Origin of the sequence: Dickeya sp. NCPPB 3274, from assembly GCF_000406205.1 — a bacterium.
GTDB lineage: Bacteria > Pseudomonadota > Gammaproteobacteria > Enterobacterales > Enterobacteriaceae > Dickeya > Dickeya fangzhongdai.
This window is the reverse complement of the sequence record NZ_CM001979.1, coordinates 3792492-3819035: the sequence shown is the minus strand read 5'-3', so window position 1 is coordinate 3819035 and position 26544 is coordinate 3792492. Positions and strand designations below refer to the sequence as shown.

General features: G+C 53.0%; 24 protein-coding genes, 4 tRNA genes and 1 other annotated feature. Of the genes, 22 read left to right on the top strand and 6 right to left on the bottom strand.

The annotated features are described in order from the left end of the window. The first annotated feature begins 104 nt into the window (after window positions 1-104). The 12 genes from recA (at window position 105) to luxS (ending at window position 9248) form a co-directional block, all read left to right on the top strand. A complete protein-coding gene (gene recA, locus DXX3274_RS17080) occupies window positions 105-1181 on the top strand; it encodes a recombinase RecA (protein WP_042860792.1) in 1077 nt (358 codons plus the stop codon). A gap of 43 nt (window positions 1182-1224) precedes the next feature. Continuing rightward, complete coding sequence (gene recX, locus DXX3274_RS17075) at window positions 1225-1713, top strand: recombination regulator RecX (RefSeq protein ID WP_038666494.1); 489 nt, start codon at window positions 1225-1227, stop codon at window positions 1711-1713. A 137-nt stretch (window positions 1714-1850) separates the two neighbouring features. Then, on the top strand, window positions 1851-4478 hold the full coding sequence (gene alaS, locus DXX3274_RS17070; protein WP_042860790.1) for an alanine--tRNA ligase: 2628 nt from the start codon (window positions 1851-1853) through the stop codon (window positions 4476-4478). A gap of 321 nt (window positions 4479-4799) precedes the next feature. Then, window positions 4800-4985 carry a carbon storage regulator CsrA gene (csrA, locus tag DXX3274_RS17065; protein WP_005972168.1) on the top strand — a complete coding sequence of 62 codons (186 nt, stop codon included), beginning with the start codon at window positions 4800-4802 and terminating at the stop codon, window positions 4983-4985. A 304-nt stretch (window positions 4986-5289) separates the two neighbouring features. Then, window positions 5290-5382, top strand: a tRNA-Ser gene (locus DXX3274_RS17060). 7 nt (window positions 5383-5389) lie between these two features. Further along, window positions 5390-5466: transfer RNA gene (locus DXX3274_RS17055), tRNA-Arg, on the top strand. 76 nt (window positions 5467-5542) lie between these two features. Then, window positions 5543-5619 (top strand) — tRNA-Arg (locus DXX3274_RS17050). Between the two features lie 57 nt (window positions 5620-5676). Then, a tRNA-Arg gene (locus tag DXX3274_RS17045) sits at window positions 5677-5753 on the top strand. A 180-nt stretch (window positions 5754-5933) separates the two neighbouring features. Continuing rightward, complete coding sequence (gene yqaB / locus DXX3274_RS17040) at window positions 5934-6500, top strand: fructose-1-phosphate/6-phosphogluconate phosphatase (RefSeq protein WP_042860789.1); 567 nt, start codon at window positions 5934-5936, stop codon at window positions 6498-6500. Continuing rightward, the gene (locus tag DXX3274_RS17035) at window positions 6497-6925 is read left to right on the top strand and encodes a YqaA family protein (protein ID WP_042860788.1); all 429 of its coding nucleotides are present in this window, start codon (window positions 6497-6499) and stop codon (window positions 6923-6925) included. The genes yqaB and DXX3274_RS17035 overlap by 4 nt, the downstream gene beginning before the upstream one ends. 80 nt (window positions 6926-7005) lie before the next feature. Then, the gene (gene gshA / locus DXX3274_RS17030) at window positions 7006-8559 is read left to right on the top strand and encodes a glutamate--cysteine ligase (protein WP_042860787.1); all 1554 of its coding nucleotides are present in this window, start codon (window positions 7006-7008) and stop codon (window positions 8557-8559) included. A 173-nt stretch (window positions 8560-8732) separates the two neighbouring features. Then, complete coding sequence (gene luxS, locus DXX3274_RS17025; protein WP_042860786.1) at window positions 8733-9248, top strand: S-ribosylhomocysteine lyase; 516 nt, start codon at window positions 8733-8735, stop codon at window positions 9246-9248. Between the two features lie 83 nt (window positions 9249-9331). On the opposite strand, the gene DXX3274_RS17020 is transcribed toward luxS, so the two are convergent. Next, window positions 9332-10126, bottom strand: coding sequence for an inner membrane protein YpjD (locus tag DXX3274_RS17020; RefSeq protein WP_042860785.1), 795 nt, complete (start codon window positions 10124-10126; stop codon window positions 9332-9334). 172 nt (window positions 10127-10298) lie between these two features. On the opposite strand from DXX3274_RS17020, the gene ffh reads away from it, so the two are divergent. The 5 genes from ffh to rplS all read left to right on the top strand — a co-directional run bounded on the left by ffh (window position 10299) and on the right by rplS (window position 13840). After that, window positions 10299-11660, top strand: a complete 1362-nt coding sequence (ffh, locus tag DXX3274_RS17015; protein WP_038919949.1) for a signal recognition particle protein — start codon at window positions 10299-10301, stop codon at window positions 11658-11660. 159 nt (window positions 11661-11819) lie between these two features. Next, on the top strand, window positions 11820-12068 hold the full coding sequence (rpsP, locus tag DXX3274_RS17010; RefSeq protein WP_012768742.1) for a 30S ribosomal protein S16: 249 nt from the start codon (window positions 11820-11822) through the stop codon (window positions 12066-12068). Between the two features lie 18 nt (window positions 12069-12086). Beyond that, window positions 12087-12635, top strand: a complete 549-nt coding sequence (gene rimM, locus DXX3274_RS17005) for a ribosome maturation factor RimM (RefSeq protein ID WP_042860784.1) — start codon at window positions 12087-12089, stop codon at window positions 12633-12635. Window positions 12636-12673: 38 nt separating this feature from the next. Beyond that, the gene (gene trmD, locus DXX3274_RS17000) at window positions 12674-13429 is read left to right on the top strand and encodes a tRNA (guanosine(37)-N1)-methyltransferase TrmD (RefSeq protein ID WP_042860783.1); all 756 of its coding nucleotides are present in this window, start codon (window positions 12674-12676) and stop codon (window positions 13427-13429) included. Window positions 13430-13492: 63 nt separating this feature from the next. Further along, window positions 13493-13840: a 50S ribosomal protein L19 gene (gene rplS, locus DXX3274_RS16995; protein ID WP_012768745.1), complete on the top strand. Its 348-nt coding sequence runs from the start codon at window positions 13493-13495 to the stop codon at window positions 13838-13840. A gap of 144 nt (window positions 13841-13984) precedes the next feature. On the opposite strand, the gene DXX3274_RS16990 is transcribed toward rplS, so the two are convergent. Next, window positions 13985-14884, bottom strand: coding sequence for a cyclopropane-fatty-acyl-phospholipid synthase family protein (locus tag DXX3274_RS16990; RefSeq protein WP_042860782.1), 900 nt, complete (start codon window positions 14882-14884; stop codon window positions 13985-13987). Window positions 14885-15260: 376 nt separating this feature from the next. After that, entirely contained in the window at window positions 15261-15638 is a 378-nt protein-coding gene (locus DXX3274_RS16985) for a DUF2799 domain-containing protein (RefSeq protein WP_042860781.1), read from the bottom strand. Window positions 15639-16279: 641 nt separating this feature from the next. Here DXX3274_RS16985 and DXX3274_RS16980 point away from each other — a divergent pair. Then, window positions 16280-17344 carry a 3-deoxy-7-phosphoheptulonate synthase gene (locus DXX3274_RS16980; RefSeq protein WP_038919944.1) on the top strand — a complete coding sequence of 355 codons (1065 nt, stop codon included), beginning with the start codon at window positions 16280-16282 and terminating at the stop codon, window positions 17342-17344. A gap of 12 nt (window positions 17345-17356) precedes the next feature. Further along, the gene (gene tyrA / locus DXX3274_RS16975; RefSeq protein WP_038666540.1) at window positions 17357-18478 is read left to right on the top strand and encodes a bifunctional chorismate mutase/prephenate dehydrogenase; all 1122 of its coding nucleotides are present in this window, start codon (window positions 17357-17359) and stop codon (window positions 18476-18478) included. Between the two features lie 108 nt (window positions 18479-18586). On the opposite strand, the gene pheA is transcribed toward tyrA, so the two are convergent. From pheA to bamD, 3 genes are all read right to left on the bottom strand, one after another. Beyond that, window positions 18587-19744: a bifunctional chorismate mutase/prephenate dehydratase gene (gene pheA / locus DXX3274_RS16970; RefSeq protein WP_042862187.1), complete on the bottom strand. Its 1158-nt coding sequence runs from the start codon at window positions 19742-19744 to the stop codon at window positions 18587-18589. A 22-nt stretch (window positions 19745-19766) separates the two neighbouring features. Beyond that, window positions 19767-19894 (bottom strand) — a sequence feature (Phe leader region). A 214-nt stretch (window positions 19895-20108) separates the two neighbouring features. Then, window positions 20109-20444, bottom strand: a complete 336-nt coding sequence (gene raiA, locus DXX3274_RS16965) for a ribosome-associated translation inhibitor RaiA (RefSeq protein WP_042860780.1) — start codon at window positions 20442-20444, stop codon at window positions 20109-20111. A gap of 299 nt (window positions 20445-20743) precedes the next feature. After that, window positions 20744-21478 (bottom strand): outer membrane protein assembly factor BamD, encoded by a 735-nt coding sequence (gene bamD / locus DXX3274_RS16960; RefSeq protein ID WP_042860778.1) that lies wholly within the window; start codon window positions 21476-21478, stop codon window positions 20744-20746. A gap of 133 nt (window positions 21479-21611) precedes the next feature. Between bamD and rluD the strand changes: the two genes are divergently transcribed. The 3 genes from rluD (at window position 21612) to clpB (ending at window position 26042) form a co-directional block, all read left to right on the top strand. Next, window positions 21612-22589: a 23S rRNA pseudouridine(1911/1915/1917) synthase RluD gene (gene rluD / locus DXX3274_RS16955; RefSeq protein WP_042860777.1), complete on the top strand. Its 978-nt coding sequence runs from the start codon at window positions 21612-21614 to the stop codon at window positions 22587-22589. A 19-nt stretch (window positions 22590-22608) separates the two neighbouring features. Next, window positions 22609-23334: a purine nucleoside phosphorylase YfiH gene (gene yfiH / locus DXX3274_RS16950; RefSeq protein WP_042862186.1), complete on the top strand. Its 726-nt coding sequence runs from the start codon at window positions 22609-22611 to the stop codon at window positions 23332-23334. 134 nt (window positions 23335-23468) lie between these two features. Beyond that, window positions 23469-26042 carry an ATP-dependent chaperone ClpB gene (clpB, locus tag DXX3274_RS16945; protein ID WP_042860776.1) on the top strand — a complete coding sequence of 858 codons (2574 nt, stop codon included), beginning with the start codon at window positions 23469-23471 and terminating at the stop codon, window positions 26040-26042. The last annotated feature ends 502 nt before the right edge of the window (window positions 26043-26544 follow it).

The following is a 26544-nucleotide window of genomic DNA, read 5'->3' as shown; positions in this document are numbered from 1 at the left end:
GCTTGATGCTGTATGAGTATACAGTATAATGCGGCCATCGGTTCGGTGAATCATGAATAAGCAACAGCGTAGAGGCAGCGGCAGGCTGCGCGACAGGAGCAGAAATGGCTATTGATGAGAACAAACAAAAGGCACTGGCGGCGGCGCTGGGTCAGATCGAAAAGCAATTCGGTAAAGGTTCTATCATGCGTTTGGGCGAAGATCGCTCAATGGATGTTGAAACGATCTCCACGGGCTCCCTGTCGCTCGATATCGCACTGGGTGTTGGTGGTTTGCCGATGGGGCGTATTGTCGAAATCTACGGTCCTGAATCCTCTGGTAAAACTACGCTGACGCTGCAGGTTATTGCGGCCGCGCAGCGTGGAGGAAAAACCTGTGCGTTCATCGATGCTGAGCACGCGCTGGACCCGATCTACGCAAAGAAACTGGGTGTTGATATCGATAATCTGCTGTGTTCCCAGCCGGATACCGGTGAGCAGGCGCTGGAAATCTGTGACGCGCTGGCTCGCTCCGGCGCGGTAGATGTGATTATCGTTGACTCCGTGGCGGCGTTGACGCCGAAAGCGGAGATCGAAGGGGAAATCGGCGATTCGCATATGGGGCTGGCGGCGCGCATGATGAGCCAGGCCATGCGCAAACTGGCCGGTAACCTGAAACAATCCAATACGCTGCTGATCTTTATCAACCAGATCCGTATGAAGATTGGCGTTATGTTCGGTAACCCGGAAACCACGACCGGTGGTAACGCGCTGAAATTCTATGCTTCCGTCCGTCTGGATATCCGCCGCATCGGCTCGATTAAGGAAGGCGAGGAAGTTGTTGGGAGCGAAACCCGCGTCAAAGTTGTGAAGAACAAGGTTGCCGCACCGTTCAAACAGGCCGAATTCCAGATTCTGTATGGCGAAGGGATCAACACCTACGGTGAACTGGTTGATCTGGGCGTGAAATACAAGCTGATTGAGAAAGCCGGCGCCTGGTACAGTTACAATGGCGACAAAATCGGTCAAGGCAAGGCTAACGCTTGCAATTTCCTGAAGGAAAATCCGGCTATCTCCGCTGAACTCGACAAGAAACTGCGCGAAATGTTGCTGCACAAGGATAATGAAGTCGTGCCAAATGTTAGTGGTGAAAGCGCCGAGTACAATGAAGAAGCCGCTGGCGAACTCAACGACGATTTTTAATGGAACGTCGTAGCATGAGCAGCACATTCTCGGGATGACAGGTATGTCGAAAGTACTCCGTTATGCGATGAATGTGCTGGCTGTGCGAGATCATAGCGAGATGGAATTGCGCCGCAAAATTGCGGCGTATTTACAGACAAACCGCGAATGCGACAACGCAGACGACTGCTCTGCGTTGTCCGAGCTCAATACCCAAATCGAGCAGGCGGTGGACAGTTGTCGGCAGCAGGGCTGGCTGGATGATGCACGCTATGCCCTGCGTTATATTAGTAGTCGCTGCCGTAAAGGGTACGGTACTCAGCGTATTTGTGCCGAGCTCAGCCAGCGGGGTATCGACAAGTCTACTCAGCGCATGGCGCTACAGTCTTGCGAAATTGACTGGTATCTACAGGCGAAAGCAGTGGCGACCCGTAAATTCGGCTCACCGTTGCCAATGAACTGGCAGGAACGCGCCAAAGTTCAGCGTTACTTGCTTTACCGCGGTTTTTCCCACGACGAAATTCAGTCGGTATATATGAATTTTTCCGATTGAACGCATACGGGATTTTACTTCCCCCCTAAGAAAATTTATCTTATTCCCACTTTTTTGTTCGCGTTTGGCTTGGTCACATCAGCATGCTGCATCTACCTTGCCCGCGACTGTTCTTTTAGCTTGATTTCAGGACAATTATGAGCAAGAGCACCGCTGAGATCCGTCAAGCGTTTCTCGACTTTTTCCATAGTAAAGGACATCAGATTGTCGCCAGTAGTTCTCTGGTGCCAAACAATGATCCTACGTTGCTGTTTACCAATGCCGGGATGAACCAGTTCAAGGATGTTTTCCTGGGGCTGGACAAACGTAATTATGTGCGAGCCACAACCTCTCAGCGTTGCGTGCGCGCCGGCGGCAAGCATAACGATCTGGAAAACGTGGGTTACACTGCGCGCCACCATACCTTCTTCGAAATGCTGGGTAACTTCAGCTTCGGTGATTATTTCAAACGCGACGCCATCACTTACGCCTGGGAACTGTTGACCAGCCCGCAGTGGTTTGGTCTGCCCAAGGAAAAACTGTGGGTTACGGTTTACGCCACTGATGATGAAGCCTATGACATTTGGGCGAATGAGGTAGGCGTACCTCGCGAGCGCATTATCCGCATCGGCGACAACAAAGGCGCGCCGTACGCGTCGGATAACTTCTGGCAGATGGGCGATACCGGTCCTTGCGGCCCTTGTTCTGAAATTTTCTACGATCATGGCGATCACATCTGGGGTGGACCGCCGGGAAGCCCGGAAGAAGATGGCGATCGCTATATCGAGATCTGGAACCTGGTATTCATGCAGTTCAACCGACAGGCTGATGGCACCATGCTGCCGCTGCCGAAACCATCGGTTGATACCGGTATGGGGCTGGAGCGTGTTTCCGCCGTCCTGCAGCATGTGAATTCCAACTACGAGATCGATCTGTTCAAAACACTGATCGCGGAAGCCGCCAGCGTGGTGGGAACTGATGATCTGAACAACAAGTCGCTGCGCGTTATTGCCGACCACATTCGTTCCTGTGCATTCCTGATTGCCGATGGCGTAATGCCGTCGAATGAAAACCGCGGCTATGTGCTGCGTCGAATCATTCGTCGTGCTATCCGCCACGGTAATATGCTGGGTGCGAAAGAGACCTTCTTCTATAAGCTGGTTGGTACCCTGATCAAGGTGATGGGGCCGGCTGCTGAAGAGCTTAAACGCCAGCAGAGCCTGGTGGAGCAGGCGCTTAAGAATGAAGAAGAGCAGTTTGCCCGTACGCTGGAGCGCGGGTTGCTGTTGCTGGATGAAGAAATCAAACAGCTTAAGGGCGATACCCTGAGCGGCGAAGCGGCGTTCCGTCTTTATGACACTTATGGCTTCCCGGTCGATTTAACCGCGGATGTTTGCCGTGAGCGTAATCTGAAAGTGGATGAAGCGGGTTTTGAGCGAGCGATGGAAGCGCAACGTCAGCGCGCACGTGACGCCAGCGGCTTCGGCGCCGATTACAACAGCCTGATCCGTGTGGATGAGTCTACAACGTTCTGCGGTTACGAACGTACCGAGCAGCAGTCGACGGTTGTGGCGATTTATCGTCAGGGCGAGTCCGTGCAGGAAATTCAGGCGGGCGACGAGGCGGTCGTGGTCCTGAGCGAAACCCCGTTCTACGGCGAATCCGGCGGCCAGGTCGGCGATCAGGGCGAATTGACGTCGACGACGGCCCGTTTCTCTGTCGCTGATGCCCAGAAATATGGTCAGGCTATCGGCCATATCGGCAAACTGACTCAGGGCTCTCTGCGGGTAAACGACAAGGTGGATGCCGTGGTGGATCATGTCCGCCGCGACCGTATTCGTCTGAACCACTCAGCGACTCACTTGCTGCATGCGGCCTTGCGTCAGGTCTTGGGCGAACATGTGGCGCAGAAAGGTTCGCTGGTCAATGACAGCTACCTGCGTTTTGACTTCTCTCATCCGGAAGCGATGAAACCAGAGCAGATTCGTCAGGTGGAAGATATCGTCAATACCCAGATTCGTCGCAATCTGCCGGTAGAAACGGACGTGATGGCGCTGGATGCGGCCAGAGCGAAAGGCGCGATGGCGCTCTTTGGTGAAAAGTACGAAGAGAATGTCCGCGTGCTGTCGATGGGGGATTTTTCCATCGAACTGTGTGGTGGTACCCATGCTCGCCGCACCGGTGATATCGGCCTGTTTCGGATCGTATCTGAATCGGGTACGGCTGCGGGTATTCGCCGTATTGAAGCGGTTACTGGCGAGAATGCAATTGTCGTTCTGCACCATCAGAATGATTTGCTGCATGAAGTAACGCAACTGGTGAAAGGCGACAGCAACAATTTGGCAGACAAAGTGCGTTCTTTGCTGGAACGTACCCGCGGGCTGGAAAAAGAGTTGCAGCAGTTGAAAGAGCAGCAAGCCGCGCAGGAGAGCTCTTCGCTGTCCAGCAAGGCGAAAGATATCAACGGTGTGAAGCTGCTGGTGACGCAGTTAAGCAATGTTGAGCCCAAACTGTTGCGGACGATGGTGGATGATCTGAAGAACCAACTGGGTTCTGCGGTGATTGTGCTGTCGACGGTGGCGGATGGCAAAGTCAGCCTGATCGCCGGCGTGACCAAGGAATTGACCGATCGCGTCAAAGCGGGCGAGTTGATTGGCTTTGTGGCAAACCAGGTCGGCGGCAAGGGTGGCGGTCGTCCGGATATGGCGCAAGCAGGCGGAAATGATGTCGATGCGTTGCCATCGGCGTTGACCAGCATTGAAGCCTGGGTGGTTGATAAGCTATAAATATTAAATACGTGTTATCCCGGCAAAAACGCCATGACTATGAGTGGTTTTGGCGTTTTTAGCTTGCGGTAAGGATGGCCGTAAACAAGACTGTTCATGGGTCGTCTGTGGGGCTCCAGAGACGGCTTATGAGGTGAAGTCTGGTTGTGATAACAAAAAGCGCAAGCTGTCTTATATCGACTAAACTGAACATTAGTAACAGACAATGAGTGAGATGATGAGACATTTTCGTCATCCAGGTTTACGTTTTCCCCAACCATGATGGATAATGACGGGAGAACGGAGAGACCTGACTCTTTATAATCTTTCAAGGAGCAAAGAATGCTTATTTTAACTCGTCGAGTTGGCGAAACCCTCATGATCGGCGATGAGGTTACGGTTACCGTACTAGGAGTAAAGGGCAATCAGGTTCGTATCGGTGTTAACGCGCCGAAAGAAGTTTCTGTACACCGTGAAGAGATTTACCAGCGTATTCAGGCAGAGAAGTCTCAGCCTACCTCCTATTGATTGAATAGCGTCTCGTGTTGGCGAGGCGCTGTTGTTCAAGTGTTTCTGTTTGCTCCCTGTATTTTCCTTTTTTGCCAATGATAGCCTCCCGGGCATTTGCTGTTGTGAGTGCAAATAACTGGTTGTTTTATTGGCGATAAAGCATGCTTTTTGTCGTTAATCTGTTCTTGTTGGGTGCGAAGTGTTCAAACGGAACTGATATCGGAAAAATTGTTTGACTTATAAGTCCGGGAAAGTAATATGTGCGCCACGCAGACAGGTGAGCGCTGAATGAAAACGAAATTCAGCGATTACTGGTCGGTACGGTGAGGTGGCCGAGAGGCTGAAGGCGCTCCCCTGCTAAGGGAGTATGCGGTCAAAAGCTGCATCGAGGGTTCGAATCCCTCCCTCACCGCCATTAAAATGCATCCGTAGCTCAGCTGGATAGAGTACTCGGCTACGAACCGAGCGGTCGGAGGTTCGAATCCTCCCGGATGCACCATTTAATGGATAGCGTTATCTGACAAGAGCACTGTCAGTTATACAATTTAAGAGAAGTCTGCAGTAAGTCTTGAAATGCATCCGTAGCTCAGCTGGATAGAGTACTCGGCTACGAACCGAGCGGTCGGAGGTTCGAATCCTCCCGGATGCACCATTCTCCTGATGCTGTTTCCTCTTGTTGTAAAATCATAGTCTGAAAGATTTCTAAAATGCATCCGTAGCTCAGCTGGATAGAGTACTCGGCTACGAACCGAGCGGTCGGAGGTTCGAATCCTCCCGGATGCACCATCTTCTTCAAAACCATCCAAGCTTATTCCCAACGTCATCACCTTTCTTTTGTCGTAAATCCTGGTATTTCTCCTGTCTGATATATCTATTTCACTGTTTTTACTAAGGTTATTGAGTAAGCGACAATGTTTTGACTTTGCGTTAAAGTAATCGTCTCTTTTCGGTGGGTACGGAGTCATGATGTACGATCGCTATCAGGGCCTCATCTTTGACATGGATGGCACCATCCTCGATACGGAGCCAACCCATTGCCGGGCATGGCAACAGGTATTGGCAAAGTATGGTATGAGCTATGACAACGATGCCATGACGGCGCTGAACGGCGCGCCGACCTGGCGTATTGCCGAGGTGATTATCAACCAGCATCAGTCGGATCTCGATCCGCATCGTCTGGCGGCGGAGAAAGCGTCCCTGACCGAAACCATGCTGATGGACACCGTACAACCATTGCCACTGATTGAAGTCGTCAAAGCGTATCATGGCCGCCGCCCGATGGCGGTTGGCACCGGGAGTACGCATGGTTTGGCCGATCGTCTGCTGCGCCATCTTGGCCTGCGTGATTATTTTTCTGCGCTGGTCGGTGCCGATGATGTGCAGCGGCATAAACCTTTCCCGGATACCTTCCTGCGTTGCGCAACATTAATCCAGGTTGCCCCTGAGCACTGCGTCGTGTTTGAAGATGCCGATTTTGGTCTTCAGGCAGCCGCCAGTGCAGGTATGGATGTGGTTGACGTAAGAACGCTGTGAGTGAGTTCTGGGCGGTCTTTTCACTGTTCTGGAGCAGCTTCCTGAGTGCGACGCTGTTGCCGGGCAGTTCGGAGGTCGTACTGGTCTCGTTGTTGTTAACTCACAGCACCAGCCCATTGCTGCTGATTGTTATCGCTTCCATTGGTAATACATTGGGCGGGATCACCAATATTGTTATCGGGCGTCTGGTACCCGAACTTAAGCCGCAAAAAGGATTGAATACCGCCCGACGCTGGTTGCAGCGTTACGGTACCGCAGCATTATTATTTAGCTGGGTGCCGGTAGTCGGCGATATATTGTGCTTATTGTCGGGTTGGCTAAGGATGCCCTGGGCAAGTTCCGTAATATGTATTTTTATCGGAAAAACGTTGCGCTATCTGGTAGTGGCTGGCGTGGCGCTGAAATGGACGATGGGAACCGGGTGAGTTGCAATCACGATTGTTGTCCCCATATACCATCCATTATTCTTATTAACATGACTAAATCTTCATAGCGGGAGGTCAATTTGATCCCGGACGTATCAAAAGCGCTGTCCTGGCTGGAAAAACATCCTCAGTCGATAAAAGGGATCCAGCGTGGTATTGAGCGTGAAACACTGCGCGTGATGGCAAATGGACATCTGGCGAAAACAGGACATCCGGAGAAGCTGGGGGCGGCGCTGACCCACCCCTGGATTACCACGGATTTTGCTGAAGCATTGCTGGAATTCATTACGCCGGTTGACAAGGATATTGATCACCTTCTCACCTTTTTGCGTGATATTCATCGTTATGTGGCGCGTCATCTGGGTGATGAGCGCATGTGGCCGTTAAGTATGCCTTGCTTTATCGAAGCGGGGCAGGATATCGAACTGGCGCAGTATGGTTCCTCGAATATTGGTCGTTTTAAAACGCTATATCGTGAGGGCCTGAAAAACCGGTATGGCGCGTTGATGCAGACCATTTCCGGCGTGCATTATAATTTTTCGCTGCCGTTGGCATTCTGGCAGGCTCGTGATGGTATTACCGACGCCATCAGCGGCAAGGAAGCGATTTCCGCCGGGTATTTTCAACTGATTCGCAATTACTACCGTTTCGGCTGGGTAATTCCGTATCTGTTTGGCGCATCGCCGGCGATTTGCTCCTCTTTCCTGCAGGGCAAAGAAACCCACCTGCCGTTTGAGCGTTCGGAAAAAGGAATGCTCTATCTGCCGTACGCTACATCGTTGCGTTTAAGTGATTTGGGCTATACCAACAAATCGCAGAGCAACCTTGGCATTACCTTCAACAGCCTGGAAACCTATGTTTCGGCGCTGAAAAGGGCGATTCACACGCCTTCTGAAGAGTATGCGGGGATTGGTCTCAAAAAAGATGGCCGTTATCTGCAACTGAATACCAATGTGTTGCAGATCGAAAACGAATTGTATGCGCCGATCCGGCCTAAACGCGTCACCCGTCCGGGCGAGTCGCCTTCCGATGCGCTGCTGCGCGGCGGGATCGAGTATATCGAAGTGCGTTCGCTGGACATCAATCCGTTCTCGGCAACCGGCGTCAGCGCCGAACAGGCACGATTCCTCGATCTGTTCCTGATTTGGTGCGCGCTGGCGGATGCGCCGGAAATGAGCGAAGCGGAACTGCTCTGCACACGTAAAAACTGGAATCAGGTGATTCTGGAAGGCCGTAAGCCGGGGCAGACGGTAGGCATGGGCTGCGATACGACGCGTCAGACGATTGCTGAGGTCGGGCGCTCGTTGTTTGCGGATCTGCGGCGTGTTGCGGAATTGTTGGATCAAGGACAAGCTAAGCCGTACTATCGACAGGTCTGCGACCAACTGGTGGAAGGGTTCGACGACCCGGACAAAACGTTCTCCGCCCGGATTCTGGCGATGATGCTGGAAAATGGCAGCGGCGGCGTTGGTCTTCAACTAGCCGGGCAATACCGCGAGCAACTGTTGCAGGAGCCGCTGGAGATTCTTTCTGAAAACCAGTTTACTTCGGAGTGCGAGCGTTCATGGCAGCACCAGCGTCAACTGGAGTCGGAAGATACGCTGAGCTTTGACGCATATCTGTCCAGACAGTAACGCCGGTAGCCGGTAAAAGAAAAGGCCACTCGATTGTCATCGGGTGGCCAAAGAAACATCTCTGATAATAGGGATGATGATAATAAATGCGCGTCTTTCATTTGTTATGACCGGTACCGGTAAGAAAAGTTTCCTGGAAACGAGAAATAAATTTTTCATGAGGAGGTGGCAACATGCCATTACTGGATAGTTTTACCGTCGATCATACTCGTATGGCTGCACCGGCCGTTCGGGTGGCCAAAACCATGACAACCCCTCATGGTGATACGATTACCGTGTTTGATCTGCGTTTCTGTCGTCCTAACCAGGAGATCATGCCGGAGCGCGGTATCCATACTCTGGAGCACTTGTTCGCTGGTTTCATGCGCGACCACCTTAACGGTGACGGCGTGGAAATCATCGATATCTCTCCTATGGGTTGCCGTACCGGCTTCTACATGAGCCTGATTGGTACGCCGGAAGAGCAACGCGTGGCTGACGCCTGGAAAGCGGCCATGGCGGATGTGCTTAAGGTTACCGATCAGCGTAAGATTCCGGAACTGAACGAATATCAGTGCGGCACCTATGAAATGCATTCCCTGACCGAAGCGCAGGACATTGCACGCCACATTCTGGATCACGACGTTCTCGTCAACAAAAACGACGATCTGGCGCTGCCGAAAGACAAACTGGCGGAATTGCACATCTGATTGACGTTAAGCGTATGCAGTAAAAAAGAGAGCCGCGGCTCTCTTTTTTATGCGCCGGATAAAAGTGTCAGTCGCACAAGCAGTCAATGCGCCAGGAAATTCTGGATTACCCGGCTGCCGAAGTAGGAGAGCGTCAACAACAGTGCGCCGATAAGGTTGAACCACACCACTCGGCGTCCGCGCCAGCCTTCGTGATAGTGTCCCCAGAGCAGCAGAATGTAGACAAACCATGCCAGCAGGGAGAACAGCGCCTTATGCAGGTTCTCTTTGTTGCTGAGCAAATCGGTCATGTAGATAAGACCGGTGCATAACGTCAGCGTCAGCAGAATGACGCCAATCTGGGTAATGTGGAACATCTTGCGCTCGATGCCCAGCAACGGCGGCATGTCGGCGGCAAATCCCAGTTTCTTGGTTTTCAGCATGTAGTCCAGCAATGCCAGTTGCAGCGCATACAATGCGGCAATCATCAGCGTGGCGTAGGCAAACAGCGCCAGACCAATGTGCACCATCAGACCGGGCATCGCTTCGAGGTGGGTAATAAACTCACCCGGCATGAAACTGGCGAACGCCAGATTAATGAACGCAAAGGTATAGACGATGGGCAGCAGGAACCAGCCGCGATTGCGCGACGCCACAACAGTCATCACCGTGCAGATAATCAGGCTGATGAGGGACCCGATGTTCAACAGACTCAGGTTTTGCCCGACCTGGACATCGAAAATACGCTGATACAAGGCCACTGCATGGCAGACCAGGGCGATCGTAGCGGATACCACCGCCAGACGGCGGTAGGTTCCGTTTTTTCGCACCAGACTGGGAATAATCAGCCCCAGACTGAGGAAATAGGCCGCTAAAGCTACAATGGCGAAGACAGACATAGCGATAGGTTATTCAATATCAACTGAGTAAAATGAAGGGTCAGTATAGCCTTAGTCGTCACCGCCACCAACCAGTTATCCGTGCCGGCGCACGCAGATTGGTCTGGCTTTCGTGTTATACTCCTCGCTGTTCGCGTCGCGGTAGCGGCCAGTTTCACATTGAGCATGAGATATGTTTGAAAATTTAACCGATCGACTATCGCGCACTTTGCGCAATATCAGCGGCCGTGGGCGGCTGACGGAAGACAATATCAAGGATACGCTGCGTGAAGTCCGTATGGCGCTGCTGGAAGCGGACGTGGCGCTGCCGGTGGTACGTGACTTCATCAACCGTGTAAAAGAGCAGGCGGTTGGTCACGAAGTCAACAAGAGCCTGACGCCGGGACAAGAGTTCGTCAAGATTGTTCAGAACGAGCTGGTGACAGCTATGGGCGAGGTCAACCAGGCGCTCAATCTGGCTGCTCAGCCGCCGGCGGTGGTGCTGATGGCGGGTCTGCAGGGGGCGGGTAAAACCACCAGCGTCGGTAAGCTGGGCAAATTCCTGCGCGAAAAACAGAAGAAGAAAGTGCTGGTGGTGTCGGCGGACGTATATCGCCCGGCGGCGATCAAACAGTTGGAAACGCTGGCGCAGACCGTCGGCGTCGATTTCTTCCCCTCGGAAGCGCATGAAAAACCTATCGACATCGTTAACCGTGCGCTGCAGCACGCTAAACTGAAATTCTACGATGTTCTGCTGGTGGATACCGCCGGTCGTCTGCATGTCGATGACGCCATGATGGACGAAATCAAGCAGGTGCACGCGTCGATCAATCCGGTGGAAACGCTGTTTGTGGTTGACGCCATGACCGGTCAGGATGCGGCGAATACGGCCAAAGCCTTTAACGAGGCGCTGCCGTTGACCGGGGTGATTCTGACCAAGATTGATGGTGATGCCCGTGGCGGTGCGGCGCTGTCTATCCGCCATATTACCGGTAAACCGATCAAATTCCTGGGCGTCGGCGAAAAGACCGACGCGCTGGAGCCGTTCTACCCGGATCGTATCGCTTCGCGCATTCTTGGTATGGGCGATGTGCTCTCGCTGATTGAGGAACTGGAAAGCAAGGTCGACCGTTCTCAGGCCGAGAAACTGGCTAAAAAGCTGAAGAAAGGCGATGGGTTTGATCTGACCGATTTCCTGGATCAGCTAAAGCAGATGCGCAACATGGGCGGTATGGCCAGCATGATGAGCAAGCTGCCGGGCATGGGGCAGATTCCGGATAACGTGAAATCGCAGATGGATGACAAGGTATTGGTGCGAATGGAAGCGATCATCAATTCCATGACGCAGCAGGAGCGCGCCAAGCCGGAGATCATCAAAGGTTCGCGTAAGCGACGCATCGCGATGGGGTCCGGCATGCAGGTGCAGGATGTCAACCGACTGCTGAAACAGTTTGATGATATGCAGCGCATGATGAAAAAGATGAAAAATGGTGGCCTGGCCAAGATGATGCGCGGCATGAAAGGGATGATGCCGCCGGGTTTTCCGGGCCGTTAAGTCGGGGAAATGTGACCCCTACAGAAAAGTCGGTGGTGTGAATGCATGGTTTTAGATTGCTTTTTGCACCAAAATGAGTAAAATCTTCGGGCTTTTTATATGACACTGGGCCCCGTTCCTCGATGGGGCCCGGTTGTTTTATTAACTAAAGAGGATGTTATGGTAACAATTCGTTTGGCACGTGGCGGCGCTAAAAAACGCCCGTTCTATCAAGTCGTTGTGACCGATAGCCGCAATGCGCGCGACGGTCGTTTCATTGAGCGCGTAGGCTTCTTCAACCCGATCGCTACTGGTAAAGCTGAAGGCCTGCGCCTGGATCTTGACCGTATCGAGCACTGGGTTGGTCAGGGCGCTACCGTTTCTGATCGCGTTTCCGCGCTGATCAAAGACGCGAAAAAAGCAGCGTAATCTGTTGCGGTGGTGGTAATGAGCAAGCAACTCAGCCCGAAAGCCCCGGTCAACCCGATTACATTGGGGAAAATGGGATCGACGTACGGCATCAAAGGTTGGCTCAGGGTATTTTCATCCACCGAAGACGCCGAAAGCATTTTTGATTATCAACCTTGGTTCATCCGGAATAAAGGGCTGTGGCAACCGATCGAGATCGAGAGCTGGCGGCACCATAATCAGGACCTGGTCATCAAGATCAAAGATATTGACGATCGGGATGCGGCGAATTTACTGACCAATTGCGAAATTGTCGTGGATTCGGCCCAACTGCCTGAGCTGGATGAGGGTGATTATTACTGGAAAGATCTTATTGGCTGCGATGTCGTCACCGTAGGTGGCTATGAACTGGGGAAAGTCATCGACATGATGGAAACCGGTTCTAATGACGTTATGGTGGTAAGAGCTAACCTGAAAGATGCTTACGGAGTCAAGGAACGGTTGATTCCGTTTCTGACTGAACAGGTTATCAAGCACGTTGACCTGTCTACTCATCGTATTGAAGTAGACTGGGATCCTGGTTTTTGAACTCTGTAGAGTCTGCAGTCAATGAGTGGAACGGCGCTATGTGGATTGGGGTGATTAGCCTGTTTCCTGAGATGTTCCGCGCCATTACTGATTATGGAGTCACAGGCCGGGCAGTTAAAAATGGCCTGCTGAGCGTACAGTACTGGAGTCCTCGCGACTTCACTTACGATCGGCATCGCACGGTGGACGATCGCCCTTACGGCGGCGGCCCCGGTATGCTGATGATGGTGCAACCCTTGCGGGATGCTATCCATGCAGCAAAAGCAGCGGCAGGCGAAGGGGCTCGGGTGATCTATCTGTCACCGCAGGGTCGCAAACTGGATCAGCAAGGCGTACGTCAACTCGCCGCACATCAGAAGATGATTCTGGTTTGCGGAAGGTACGAGGGCATTGATGAACGAGTGATCCAAACCGAAATTGACGAAGAATGGTCAATCGGCGATTACGTTCTCAGTGGTGGCGAACTACCAGCAATGACGCTGATTGATTCTGTCGCCCGGTTTATTCCCGGCGTACTGGGTCATGAAGCTTCGGCACAGGAAGATTCTTTTGCCGATGGGTTGCTGGATTGTCCTCACTATACCCGGCCTGAAGTGTTGGAAGGTATGGATGTGCCGGCGGTATTGCTGTCGGGCAACCATGCGGAAATACGCCGCTGGCGTTTGAAGCAGTCGCTGGGCCGAACCTGGCTTAGAAGACCTGAACTTCTGAAAAGCCTAGCTCTGACTGACGAGCAAGCAACGTTGTTGACTGAATTCCAACAGGAATATCAGTCTGAACAACATGAGTATTAGGGGGCCGTTGCGGCAGTGCCGGACGAACCCATATATCAGTTTACCTAGGGTAAGAGACATACTATGAGCAATATTATCAAGCAGCTTGAACAAGAGCAGATGAAGCAAGACGTACCTGCGTTCCGTCCGGGTGACACCGTGGAAGTTAAGGTATGGGTCGTTGAAGGTTCCAAAAAACGTCTGCAGGCATTCGAGGGCGTGGTTATCGCAATTCGTAACCGCGGTCTGCACTCTGCATTCACTGTTCGCAAGATTTCCAACGGCGAAGGCGTAGAGCGCGTATTCCAGACGCACTCTCCGGTAGTGGACAGCATTACCGTTAAGCGCCGTGGTGCTGTGCGTAAAGCCAAACTGTACTACCTGCGTGAGCGTGCTGGTAAGTCTGCTCGTATCAAAGAGCGTCTTAACTAAGCATACGCTTTCGCAACATCCGAAAGCGATAAGGGGTGGCATTTGCCACCCCTTTTTCTTTGTCTATAGAAAACCCCCAGCTAGGCGGCGGGTTCCGTAAAGCTTCCGAGCGATCACGCGGAGAGAAAAACCCCATGCGAGTCATCAAAACAACTTGCGGTATGGCAACTGCAATCCCGCTTGCTCCAACTGGCGCTGTGTCTGGGCGTAGGTGCGGAATGCGGTCCATCTGGCTTCCAGAATACGTGAAAACAGTAAGTGCTGTAAGGGGAGTAAGCGCTGCTCTTCTTCGGTGACCTGCCAGGTCGATTCTGCTGATAACACCGGGGGCGGCGTCAGAAAACTGGTGATCAGCGTGCCCCCGGGTTTTAGTGCCTGATTGAATGCCCGATAGAGGTCCGTCACTTTTTCATCATCGGGTTCATAAACGTTGAGTCCATTACTGGTCAGAACATCCACGGGTTCAGGCAATTGTAATGACCAGGCATCGCACTGCAACAACGTGATGCGATCGTCGCAATACTGTTGTTTAGCCAGTGAATTCGCGGCCTCCAGCGCCTGCGGATCTAGGTCTACGCCGATTAATCGCACATCCTGATGATGCGAGTAATCCAGCAACAGCAAATCTCCCATCAGCCCGCAGGGAACAGAAGCAAATACCATTCCGTCATGCAGCCGTGACTGTAACTGTTGGCGGAAAATACCGAACCGCTCACGGGTGGCAAGTACGGCAGGTAACCGCTCGTAGATCAATTTTTCCAGATCACTGTAGGGTGCCCGTGTCGCGAAAGCGGAAGGATAGGTGACCAGATGGTGGGTCCAGTAGGCATTCAACCCTCGATGTACCAGAAGAAATTGCCCAAGGTCGAATGTCGCCAGTTCTTCGGCAATCGCGATTTGCTCTTCCACCGTTGCGCCGGGGAGGTCGCCAGCTTGGCGAATCCTTGATCTGACGGCATCGAGAGCAGCGTAATGATCATCAGGTGCACTTAAGTGATGGGACAGTAGCTGTCCTTGTCCGGAATGCGATGACGTACTTTTCATAATGAAGTCCTGTTTGCCAGCTTATTGCGTGAATAGAAGCGGTGAATGTCCGACCAGGGCAATGATGGCAATACAAAACCAATGCGTGCGTTCAATTCCATTTGGTGTCAGTGGTTGGTTACTTGTTGTTATAATTTAGTTTGGTTATTATAAGTTTAATTTATCACCAGCGGTAGATGATTTATCCGAAAGCCTTCTCAGCAGGTAACAAAATCGGCAGGATACAGGCAGACTGCTGATAAGCGCGCCTGAAATGGCGGGTGAACGTGGGTATGACTGGATGCCCTTGCCAGCGACACGCTGGCCGGTTCATACAGATCTACCCAGGAACTTAATAGGGGTTATTTGGCGGAGGCGGGGCAAAGAGTGGCGAAAGTCAGTAGGCTGACCTGTTATGGTTGGTCGATTCATCCACCGCGTGTTGCCACACTTTTTTCAACTTTTCCGCATCATTGACGCCGTCGCAGCCAGCCGGGAAAGGGCTTCCTGCCCGACCCCAGGCGGCGACATTATCGGGATGGCACCATTCCGTCTGCCCGGCCCGATACCCATTCAGATAGGCATGACGATCAACATCCGGATTGCCAAACCATTCCGACAGTGTTTCGTTATCTCTGACAACCATACCGCTGGTGGCGTCTTTATATCCCGCGTCATACCAGAAATTGGACTCGCCTTTAGTCGGCGATACCGACGGAATGGACTGGCACCCGGCGAGGAGCAACAACCCTATCAACACTATACCGTTTCTCATGATCGAACCTGTTTTGACAGCATCTGAATGGAGATATACGGCCTAATATTACGCAATTTCCTGTTTTTCCTTTAATGATTTCAGCGCGTTGTGCCTGCCTGGAGCTCTTTACTCAATTCGGCGTCGATATCTGTTCCGCTTTCCCGCCCCCAACAACATACGGTGATAGCCGATGCTGGGAAGCGTGGTCATGATACTGAATCATAGGGTGTATATTTTTGTTTACGGATTGGCGTTGCCGGTGGTCGGCGTTTTCGTCAGTCACGTGGTTTAGCACAGGTTAAACAAGTAGTCAGCGTCTGTTCTGCGAAGTCCCGTAATCAGCATTCGTCAAATATCACCAGTAACATCATCAAGCTTCGAAATCATTTTAGATCTGCGGATTCTCTGCTGCTGAATACCTGGGAAATGGTGGCAAGTTGATAACACCCGGCACTTTCAATGAGTTACTGTATTCGGTGGTGGGGTTCGCCCGATAGGCGCTCGCCGGTTTTGTGATTTCTAACCGGTTTTACGGGAGTAATTTTAACTTTACACCTATGGCTTGAAAAATTTACGGCCTGTGTGTTAAGGTGTGAACCTGTTACTGACAATGACGAAATCGCTCCCTTCATACCAAAGGAACACACAGGATCATCACCATGCAAAAAGACACGCTCAATAATATTAATATCAGCGCCGAACAGGTTCTTATTACTCCCGACGAACTGAAAGCCAAATTCCCGCTCAATGAGCCGGAGCAGCAGGCGATTGCTCTGTCGCGTAAAACCATTGCTGACATTATTCATGGCAACGACAAACGTCTGCTGGTGGTGTGTGGTCCCTGTTCCATTCATGATACGGATGCCGCGCTGGATTACGCGCGTCGTCTGCAATCCCTGTCAGCCGAATTGAGCGATCGGCTGTATATCGTCATGCGTGTCTATTTTGAGAAACCCCGTACCACTGTCGGCTGGAAAGGGTTGATCAATGATCCCTACATGGATGGTTCCTTTGATATGGAAGCGGGGCTGCATATCGCCCGCGATTTGCTGCTTAAGCTGGTAAACATGGGGTTGCCGCTGGCGACCGAAGCGCTGGATCCGAATAGCCCGCAATACCTGGGGGATTTGTTCAGCTGGTCGGCGATTGGCGCCAGAACCACCGAATCCCAGACTCACCGCGAGATGGCTTCCGGGTTATCAATGCCGGTGGGTTTCAAGAACGGCACAGACGGTAGTCTCGGCACCGCCATTAATGCCATGAAAGCCGCATCTATGCCGCATCGTTTTGTCGGTATCAATCAGAGCGGTCAGGTTTGCTTATTGCAGACGCAGGGAAATCCGGATGGACATGTGATCCTGCGTGGCGGCAAAAAGCCGAATTACAGCGCGGAAGACGTGGCTGAGTGTGAAAAACAGATGCGCGATGCAGGACTGAATCCGGCGCTGATGATAGATTGTAGCCACGGTAACTCCAGCAAAGACTACCGTCGGCAGCCGCTGGTGGTGGAGTCGGTGATCGAGCAGATCAAATCCGGTAACCGTTCTATTATCGGGCTGATGCTGGAGAGCCATATCCACGAAGGTAATCAGTCTTCCGAGCAACCGCGCGCCGACATGCGTTACGGGGTATCGGTGACGGATGCCTGCATCAGTTGGGAAAGTACAGAGACATTGCTGCGCTCGGTTCATAAAGAGCTGAGTGCGCGAAGCGCCAATCAGTAAGGAGAAGAACAGATGGTCGCTGAACTGACCGCATTGCGTGATCAGATAGATGAGGTAGATAAAGCATTATTGGCGTTATTGTCGCGTCGGCTGCGTCTGGTGGCGGAAGTCGGCGAGGTAAAGAGCCGTTATGGTTTGCCAATTTATGCGCCTGATCGGGAAGCAGCGATGCTGAGTTCACGACGTAAGGAAGCGGAAACGCTGGGCGTTCCCCCGGATTTGATTGAGGATGTTCTGCGTCGGGTGATGCGGGAGTCCTACGCCAGCGAGAATGACAAAGGGTTTAAAACGCTCTCTCCGTCGCTGCGCCCGATCGTGATCGTGGGAGGGCGTGGTCAGATGGGGCGCCTGTTTGACAGAATGCTGACGCTGTCCGGCTATCAGGTACGTATCCTGGAGCAGGAGGATTGGCCTCAAGCGGAGACGCTGCTGGCGGATGCCGGCATGGTGATCGTCAGTGTGCCAATCCATGTCACCGAACAGGTTATTGCCCGTCTGCCCAGGCTGCCGGATGACTGTATTTTGGTGGATTTGGCGTCGGTCAAGAATGGTCCGCTGCAGGCGATGCTGGCGGCGCATCAGGGGCCGGTGCTGGGGTTGCACCCGATGTTCGGCCCGGATATCGGCAGCCTGGCCAAACAGGTCGTCGTGTATTGTGACGGGCGCCAGCCGGAGGCCTACCAGTGGTTGCTGGAGCAGATCCAGGTGTGGGGCGCCCGGCTTCATCGCACCAGTGCGGTGGAACACGACCAAAACATGGCGTTCATTCAGGCGTTGCGCCATTTCGCGACGTTTGCCTATGGCGTGCATCTGGCGGAAGAAAATGTGCAACTGGAGCAATTGCTGGCGCTTTCTTCGCCGATATACCGGCTTGAACTGGCGATGGTGGGGCGGTTGTTCGCACAGGACCCGCAACTCTACGCCGACATTATCATGTCTTCCGGCAACAATCTGGCCTTGATCAAACGTTACTACCAGCGTTTTGGCGAGGCGATTTCATTGCTGGAAGCAGGAGATAAAGCGGCGTTTGTCAGTAGCTTCAAGAAAGTCGAACACTGGTTCGGTGATTATTCGCGGCGATTCATGGCGGAAAGCCGAACCCTGCTGCGTCAGGCGAACGATATCCGCCAGTAGCGCTGAGTGGACCTTGATGGTTTCCTGAAAAACCACCCTCTTTGATAGGGTGGTTTTTTATTGCCGGGTACAGACCATACCTCCTGGCAGGGCCTGATGCGACATGGCTTATGCCGGTTCCACCGGCACCACATTTTCGCTGGGGTAGCAGCCCAGAACCTTGAGCGAGCGGGTAATCGCGGCCAGCCCCTGCAGCGCTTTACGGGTGTTGTCGTTGCGCAGATTGGCCTGCACATCGATGTAAAACATCTCTTCCCACGGATTGCCGTTTATCGGCCGCGACTCCAGTTTTGTCATCACGATACCGTGCTCGCGCAGCACCAGCAGTGCTTCCACCAGTGCGCCGGATTGCTGTCCGGTAGCCATGATTAAGGTGGTTTTAGCCGGCACTTGTTCGGTGACGTCGATCGGCTTGCGGGCCAGTACGATGAACCGGGTGATGTTCTGCACCTGATTGGCCAGATTCTGCTCCAGCGCCTGTAACTGATAAAGCATTCCACCGGCTTCGCTGCCCAGCGCGGCGGCATGTGGGGAATTGAGCTCGGCGACTTTCGCCATCGCAGCGGCGGTGCTTTCGCAGTACTCGATTTTCCAGTGCGGAAAACGGTTGATGAAATGGCTGCACTGCTGGAAAGGCTGCGGGTGGCTGTAAACGGTCTGGATCTGGTCCAGTTGCGTCTCCACCGCGACCAGCACGCAATGGTCGATAGGCGTGGTCAGCTCACCGACGATGGATAACCCGGTGTGCTGCAGTAGGTCGTAGACATCGTTGATTGAACCGGAGCTGGTGTTTTCTATCGGCAGCACGGCGTAATCGGCCTGGCCGGTTTCCACCAGGTTGATGATGTCCTGAAAACGCTGGCAGCCGCATTCAATAATCTGGTCAAAATGGCGCGCGGCATACTGACGGGCGGCTAAATGAGAGTAAGAGCCTTTGGGGCCGAGAAAAGCGACGCGGGCGGAATGCGACGCGCCAGAGTTGAGGTGCTGTTGCAGCAGCGCCTGCTGGGTCAGTACCGAATCTTCAATAATCAACTGGAACAGACGGGTAATATAGTGACCGTCAAGCTGCCGCTTTTTACCTTCTTCTGCCAGCCGGGACAGTAAATCCCGCTCACGCTCTTTATCGCGAATGGGGCGATGGGAGTGCTGTTTGGCTCGCGCTACATCCAGCGCCAGTTCCCTTCGTTGCGCCAACAGTTCGAGCAGTTGCATATCCAGCGCGGTAATGCGCTCGCGCAGCGCCAGTAATGGATTATCGGTCATGGTGTGTACCTGTTTGCTGTCCAATAAAAAAGCCTCCTGATTCAGGAGGCTTTTTTTGTTCGTCTTCGTATTCTTACTCACACGACAAATCGCCCCCCCGCATTGGGGAGAGTAAAGAAGAATACGAAGAAGAACGGTTGTGGCGTCATGTCACCAAATCCTTGTTGGGAATGTCGATTAAGGTAACTGTTGCCTTTTCATCCTGTCAATACAAAATCGCCGGGAGCGATGCGCTCGCGTAGCGTTGGTCCATCAGGGGAGGGGAAACTTGAACCGTAAAAAACGCGCCTTGCGGCGCGTTTCAGGCAACGGACAGAATCTGTCATTAAAAATGGAGACGCATTGATGGCGGCATCTGGTCCTACTATTCTGCCGAAGCCTGCTGATTGACATCTTTGATGCAACTGTCCGCACGGCGGGCTTCGCCTTTGTGCTGGACCTTGTTCAGCTGTCGTTCCAGTTTTGTGATGAGTTCATTGACAGCGGTATACATATCTTCGTGTTTGGCGCTGGCCACCAACGGGCCATTGGGCGTACTGATGGTGGCGTCGACCACAAAACCCTGTGGCTCTTTAGACAGGATAATGTGCGGATTAATCAGGTGAGTCTGCCATTTATCCAGTTTGCTGAGACGGTCTTCGACATGCTGACGTATTGCGGGAGTAATATCCATCTGCTTGCTGGTAATGTTGATAGTCATAAAAACTTACCTCTCTGCCTTTTCCGTCTTGGGTGATTTCAGCATACCCCTAGTCGATGCAAAGTGGGTGATTTTGATCACCTTTTCTGGTCACTTTTCCGTCATATGAATTGATTTGTGAGCGGCTTTGGGGAACCGGCGCGGCGCGCTTGTCGCCTTGTCAGGGCTGTGCCATTATCTATTGGATGTATTGGCGGGATTATCCGGTTACATTCAGGATGACCGGCTATAGATCAGGAAAACAGAGCAAAAAAAACGGCAACCGAAGTTGCCGTGGTAATAGGATTTCAGGCGTCTCTTCAGGCAGAAGGGTTGGCGGCGATGATTTTAGCCACCTTGTCGGCCTGCGCAGTCAATTGCAGTTCCCGATAGGCATTTTCCATCAGCGGCAGCGCGGTGCGCGTTGCCTGCGTATCCGGATAGTCCTTCAGCATTTGCTCTACGCGGTTAACCACTGCGACATAAGCGCCGCGTTTCGTGTAATACTGTGCGACAGAAAGTTCATACTTGGCCAGACGCTCTTTCAGGAATGCCAGGCGCTTGCTGGCGTCTGTGGCGTATTGGCTGTTCGGGTAGCCCTGAAGCAACTGGCTGAAAGCTTTAAACGCTGAACGAGCATACTGAGGATCGCGGTCTGAACGGTCGACGCCGAAAAAGCCTTGCAACATGCTGTCATCCTGCGCCATGTTGGTCAGCCCGCGCATATAGAGGACATAGTCCACGTTCGGGTGCGTCGGGTTCAGGCGGATGAAGCGATCAATCGACGCCTGAGCCAACGGCAACTCGGCGGATTTGTAATAGGCGTAAATCAGGTCCAGCTGGACCTGCTGGGAGTAAGGGCCGAATGGATAACGGTTATCCAGCGCTTCCAACTGCGTGATGGCGGCTTTAAAGTTGCCGTCCTGCAGTTTCTCCTGGGCGGTGGCATACAGTTCTGAAGGTGGACGGTCGGGAACCGCATCTTTGGAATTGGAGCAACCAGCCAGCGTCAGGCTCAACGTGGCAGCAGCCACCAGGTATTTCATACGCGTCATGACGATTTGATTATCCTCAGAGTGTTTTTCCGGGAAACTGTCCGTTAAGCTCCCGATTAAGACCAGCTACAATGGTACATTATTTTAAACGGCATCGCCGTTAAAACCCAACGTTAATAAGAAGCAGCATACTATGTCCCAACAAGTACAACTCACCGCGACGGTGGCCGAATCTCAACTTGGACAACGTTTAGATCAGGCTTTGGCCGAATTGTTCCCTGATTATTCACGTTCCCGCATAAAAACGTGGATTCTGGAACAGCGGGTACAGATTAACGGCAAGACGGTGGATAAACCAAAAGAGAAAGTGCTTGGCGGGGAATCTGTCGCTATTGATGCTTTGATCGAGGAAGACGCCCGCTGGGAAGCGCAGCCGATCTCGCTGGATATCGTCTATGAAGACGAAGACATTCTGGTGATCAATAAACCGCGCGATCTGGTGGTGCACCCTGGCGCCGGTAATCCTGACGGCACCGTGCTGAACGCATTGCTGCATCACTATCCTGAGATTGTCGATGTGCCGCGTGCGGGGATTGTCCATCGTCTGGATAAGGACACCACCGGTCTGATGGTGGTGGCCAAGACTGTGCCGGCCCAGACCCGGCTGGTGGAATCGCTACAGGCGCGTGAAATCACCCGCGAATATGAAGCGGTGGCGATCGGCACGATGACGGCGGGCGGCACGGTAGAGGAGCCGATTGCCCGTCACTCCACCAAACGCACGCATATGGCGGTACATCCGATGGGAAAACCGGCCGTGACGCACTATCGCATCATGGAGCATTTCCGTGCGCACACCCGGCTGCGTTTGCGGCTGGAAACGGGACGAACCCATCAGATTCGCGTCCACATGGCGCATATCAACCATTCGTTGGTGGGCGACCCGTTGTATGGCGGTCGTCCGCGTCTGCCCAAAGGGGCTTCCGAGGCATTTATCGAGACGCTGCGCAAGTTTGATCGTCAGGCGCTGCATGCCACCATGTTGCGCCTTTATCATCCTATCAGCGGTATCGAGATGGAGTGGCATGCTCCCTTGCCGCAGGATATGGTGGATCTGATTGCCGCGTTGAAAGCGGATACCGATGCGTTTAAAGATCAACTTGACTGGTGATGGCATGGCGTCTGGCAACATGATGTTAACACCCGACTGGCCTGCTCCGGCGACGGTGCGGGCCTGTAGCACCACTCGTCTTGGCGGTGTCAGCGGCGCGCCGTATGACTCGCTCAATCTGGGTAATCATGTGGGAGACGATCCGCTGCATGTGCAGGACAACCGGCAACGTTTGGTCGTCGCGGCCGGATTGCCGGTCATGCCGCACTGGTTGGAACAGGTGCATGGCACACAGGTGATTAACCTTGATCAGACATCGCCTGCTTCACTGACGGGCGATGCCGCTTATACCACCCGCAAGGATCGGGTATGCGCGGTAATGACCGCCGATTGTCTGCCGGTCCTGTTCTGCTCCGCCGATGGCAGCGAAGTGGCGGCGGCGCATGCCGGCTGGCGCGGCTTGCAGGCTGGCGTGCTGGAGCAGACGCTGCGTCATTTTCGTGCTCGCCCGGCCGACATTCTGGCATGGATGGGGCCGGCGATCGGTCCGCAGCAATTTGAAGTCGGGGGCGAGGTCCGCGAGGCTTTTGTACAGGGCGACCCCGCCGCCGATTGCGCTTTTATCCCCCGCAATGGTAAATTCCTCGCCGATATTTACCTGCTGGCCCGTTTACGTTTACAGGCCGCTGGCGTCAGCCAGGTGTTTGGCGGCGACGACTGTACGGTCAGCGACGCCGGCCGGTTTTTCTCCTATCGACGCGATGGAACAACCGGACGTATGGCAACTTTGATTTGGCTGATATAACCTATTGAATTAAGACGATCCGGAGGATTAACGTTTTTCCTTCTATTATTACTGGCAAAATCATCTTGAATTTTTGAGGGATGACCTCACTTAATCTCCAGTAGCAATTTTGACCAGTATGTATGGGAGGAGTTATGCGTCTGGATCGTCTTACCAACAAGTTCCAGCTTGCCCTCGCTGATGCCCAATCTCTCGCCCTCGGACGAGATCATCAATTCATTGAGCCGCTGCATTTGATGAGTGCCCTTCTGAATCAGGAAGGGGGCACCGTCGGCCCGTTATTGACAGCAGCTGGGGCAAATGTGAGCCGTCTTAAAAGTGAAATTGAACAGGCAATCAGCCGATTACCACAGGTGGAAGGCACCGGTGGCGATGTTCAACCGTCCAGCGAGCTGGTACGGACGCTCAATATCTGCGACAAGCTGGCGCAGAAAAAGGGCGACACATTCATTTCTTCAGAATTATTCGTGCTGGCGGTGTTTGAATCGCGCAGCGCATTGGGTGATCTGCTAAAAAATGCAGGCGCCACTCAACAGAATGTCACTCAGGCTATCGAGCAGGTTCGCGGCGGGCAGCAGGTCAACGAGCAAAGCGCCGAAGACCAGCGTCAGGCACTGAAAAAATTCACGATTGATCTCACGGAGCGTGCCGAACAAGGCAAGCTGGACCCGGTGATTGGCCGTGATGAGGAAATTCGACGCACTATCCAGGTGTTGCAGCGCAGAACCAAAAACAACCCGGTTTTGATCGGTGAGCCTGGCGTCGGGAAAACCGCCATTGTCGAAGGGCTGGCGCAACGTATCGTCAATGGCGAAGTCCCTGAGGGGCTGAAGAATAAACGCGTGCTGGCGCTTGATATGGGGGCGCTGGTGGCGGGAGCCAAATATCGCGGTGAGTTCGAGGAACGTTTGAAAGGCGTGCTGAACGACCTGTCCAAACAGGAAGGGAACGTCATTCTCTTTATCGACGAACTGCACACCATGGTCGGTGCCGGCAAGGCTGACGGCGCGATGGACGCCGGCAACATGCTCAAGCCTGCGCTGGCGCGCGGCGAGTTGCATTGTGTCGGGGCGACGACGCTGGATGAATACCGGCAATACATTGAAAAAGACGCCGCCCTTGAGCGTCGTTTCCAGAAAGTGTTTGTCGCCGAACCGACCGTTGAAGACACCATCGCCATTCTGCGTGGCCTGAAAGAGCGCTATGAGCTGCATCATCACGTGCAAATCACCGATCCGGCGATTGTCGCGGCGGCGATGTTATCGCATCGGTACATTTCTGATCGGAAATTGCCGGATAAAGCGATCGATCTTATTGATGAAGCCGCATCCAGTATCCGTATGCAGATCGATTCCAAACCGGAGCCGCTGGATCGCCTTGATCGCCGAATTATCCAGTTGAAACTGGAACAACAGGCGCTGAAGAAAGAGTCTGATGAAGCCAGCCTGAAACGTCTGGAGATTCTGAATGCCGAGCTGGAGCAGAAAGAGCGCGAATACTCAAAACTGGAAGAAGAGTGGAAAGCCGAGAAAGCATCGCTGACGGGCACACAAAATATTAAGGCGGCGCTGGAGCAGGCAAAAATTTCTCTGGAACAGGCAAGACGCCAGGGGGATTTAGGCCAGATGTCGGAATTGCAGTACGGCAAAATTCCTGAACTGGAAAAACAGCTGGCTGCCGCCACAAAGGTTGAAGGCAAAACCATGCGCTTGCTGCGTAATCGGGTAACGGATGCCGAGATTGCCGAAGTGCTTGCCCGCTGGACCGGTATTCCGGTTTCACGGATGCTGGAAAGCGAGCGGGAAAAACTGTTGCGCATGGAGCAGGAATTGCACCAGCGGGTGATTGGACAGAACGAAGCGGTGGAAGCCGTCGCCAATTCTATTCGCCGCAGCCGCGCCGGATTGTCGGATCCCAACCGTCCTATCGGCTCGTTTCTGTTCCTCGGGCCGACCGGCGTGGGTAAAACCGAATTGTGCAAGACGCTGGCGTCGTTCCTGTTCGATAGCGATGACGCGATGGTCCGTATTGATATGTCCGAATTCATGGAGAAGCATTCGGTTTCCCGTCTGGTGGGCGCGCCTCCGGGATATGTCGGTTATGAAGAAGGTGGGTATCTGACTGAAGCGGTACGCCGCCGTCCTTACTCCGTCATTCTGCTGGATGAAGTGGAAAAAGCACACCCCGACGTGTTCAACATTCTGTTGCAGGTGTTAGATGACGGGCGTCTGACTGACGGACAAGGCCGCACGGTGGATTTCCGCAATGCGGTGGTTATCATGACTTCCAACCTGGGCTCGGATCTGATTCAGGAACGGTTCGGTGAGATGAATTACAACCAGATGCGTGACATGGTGTTGAGTGTCGTCAGCCATCATTTCCGTCCGGAGTTCATCAACCGTATCGATGAAGTTGTGGTATTTCACCCGCTGGGTAAAAACCATATTACTTCAATTGCGCAGATTCAGTTGCAACGTCTCTATAAACGGATGGAGGAGCGCGGCTATACCGTCACAATATCCGATGCGGCGCTGGAATTGCTCGGCAATTCAGGTTTTGACCCGGTGTACGGCGCCCGGCCATTGAAACGCGCCATCCAGCAGATGATTGAGAATCCGCTGGCGCAACAGATATTGTCAGGGGCTTTAGTGCCCGGCAAACCGGTTACCCTGGATGCGGATGACGAGGCGATTGTGATTCGCCAATAATCGTTATTCTTACGATGAAGCCCGGCTAATGCCGGGCTTTTGCTTTCTTTATCGCCTAATGGGGTAGTAAATCGTCATTAATTGGGGTTTTGGTTTAAAATGTGAGCGGTTGAGCTTTTTTTTGAAAATTAGCCTTGTCAGGCCAGAAGAACTCCCTATAATGCGCCTCCACTGACACGGCAACGGCGATGAGCCGGCGCGGTGTGAGGCGGAGAAAACGGGAAAAAAGTCGTTGACTCTGAATGAGGAAAGCGTAGTATACGCCACCTCGCGACAGCAGGCTGTAAGCCGGTCGCACTGCTCTTTAACAATCAATCAGACAATCTGTGTGGGCACTCGCAGGACGCTTCACTAAAATATTTGTGAAAAGTCTTGAAGAGTGACAACAGTTAATTCATACGAACTAACAGTAAATTCTTTGAGCACCGTTTTCTTCGGAAAACACATCAAACTTTAAATTGAAGAGTTTGATCATGGCTCAGATTGAACGCTGGCGGCAGGC

Bases quoted from the DNA above. Each gene is read 5' to 3' on its own strand.
- DXX3274_RS17020 (WP_042860785.1), bottom strand. From the start codon at position 10,126: ATGTCTGTCTTCGCCATTGTAGCTTTAGCGGCCTATTTCCTCAGTCTG.
- alaS (WP_042860790.1), top strand. From the start codon at position 1,851: ATGAGCAAGAGCACCGCTGAGATCCGTCAAGCGTTTCTCGACTTTTTC.
- bamD (WP_042860778.1), bottom strand. From the start codon at position 21,478: ATGACGCGTATGAAATACCTGGTGGCTGCTGCCACGTTGAGCCTGACG.
- rimM (WP_042860784.1), top strand. From the start codon at position 12,087: ATGAGCAAGCAACTCAGCCCGAAAGCCCCGGTCAACCCGATTACATTG.
- rpsP (WP_012768742.1), top strand. From the start codon at position 11,820: ATGGTAACAATTCGTTTGGCACGTGGCGGCGCTAAAAAACGCCCGTTC.
- trmD (WP_042860783.1), top strand. From the start codon at position 12,674: ATGTGGATTGGGGTGATTAGCCTGTTTCCTGAGATGTTCCGCGCCATT.
- DXX3274_RS16990 (WP_042860782.1), bottom strand. From the start codon at position 14,884: ATGAAAAGTACGTCATCGCATTCCGGACAAGGACAGCTACTGTCCCAT.
- recX (WP_038666494.1), top strand. From the start codon at position 1,225: ATGTCGAAAGTACTCCGTTATGCGATGAATGTGCTGGCTGTGCGAGAT.
- ffh (WP_038919949.1), top strand. From the start codon at position 10,299: ATGTTTGAAAATTTAACCGATCGACTATCGCGCACTTTGCGCAATATC.
- DXX3274_RS16980 (WP_038919944.1), top strand. From the start codon at position 16,280: ATGCAAAAAGACACGCTCAATAATATTAATATCAGCGCCGAACAGGTT.
- raiA (WP_042860780.1), bottom strand. From the start codon at position 20,444: ATGACTATCAACATTACCAGCAAGCAGATGGATATTACTCCCGCAATA.
- yqaB (WP_042860789.1), top strand. From the start codon at position 5,934: ATGTACGATCGCTATCAGGGCCTCATCTTTGACATGGATGGCACCATC.
- rplS (WP_012768745.1), top strand. From the start codon at position 13,493: ATGAGCAATATTATCAAGCAGCTTGAACAAGAGCAGATGAAGCAAGAC.
- DXX3274_RS16985 (WP_042860781.1), bottom strand. From the start codon at position 15,638: ATGAGAAACGGTATAGTGTTGATAGGGTTGTTGCTCCTCGCCGGGTGC.
- luxS (WP_042860786.1), top strand. From the start codon at position 8,733: ATGCCATTACTGGATAGTTTTACCGTCGATCATACTCGTATGGCTGCA.
- tyrA (WP_038666540.1), top strand. From the start codon at position 17,357: ATGGTCGCTGAACTGACCGCATTGCGTGATCAGATAGATGAGGTAGAT.
- rluD (WP_042860777.1), top strand. From the start codon at position 21,612: ATGTCCCAACAAGTACAACTCACCGCGACGGTGGCCGAATCTCAACTT.
- yfiH (WP_042862186.1), top strand. From the start codon at position 22,609: ATGATGTTAACACCCGACTGGCCTGCTCCGGCGACGGTGCGGGCCTGT.
- csrA (WP_005972168.1), top strand. From the start codon at position 4,800: ATGCTTATTTTAACTCGTCGAGTTGGCGAAACCCTCATGATCGGCGAT.
- clpB (WP_042860776.1), top strand. From the start codon at position 23,469: ATGCGTCTGGATCGTCTTACCAACAAGTTCCAGCTTGCCCTCGCTGAT.
- pheA (WP_042862187.1), bottom strand. From the start codon at position 19,744: ATGACCGATAATCCATTACTGGCGCTGCGCGAGCGCATTACCGCGCTG.
- recA (WP_042860792.1), top strand. From the start codon at position 105: ATGGCTATTGATGAGAACAAACAAAAGGCACTGGCGGCGGCGCTGGGT.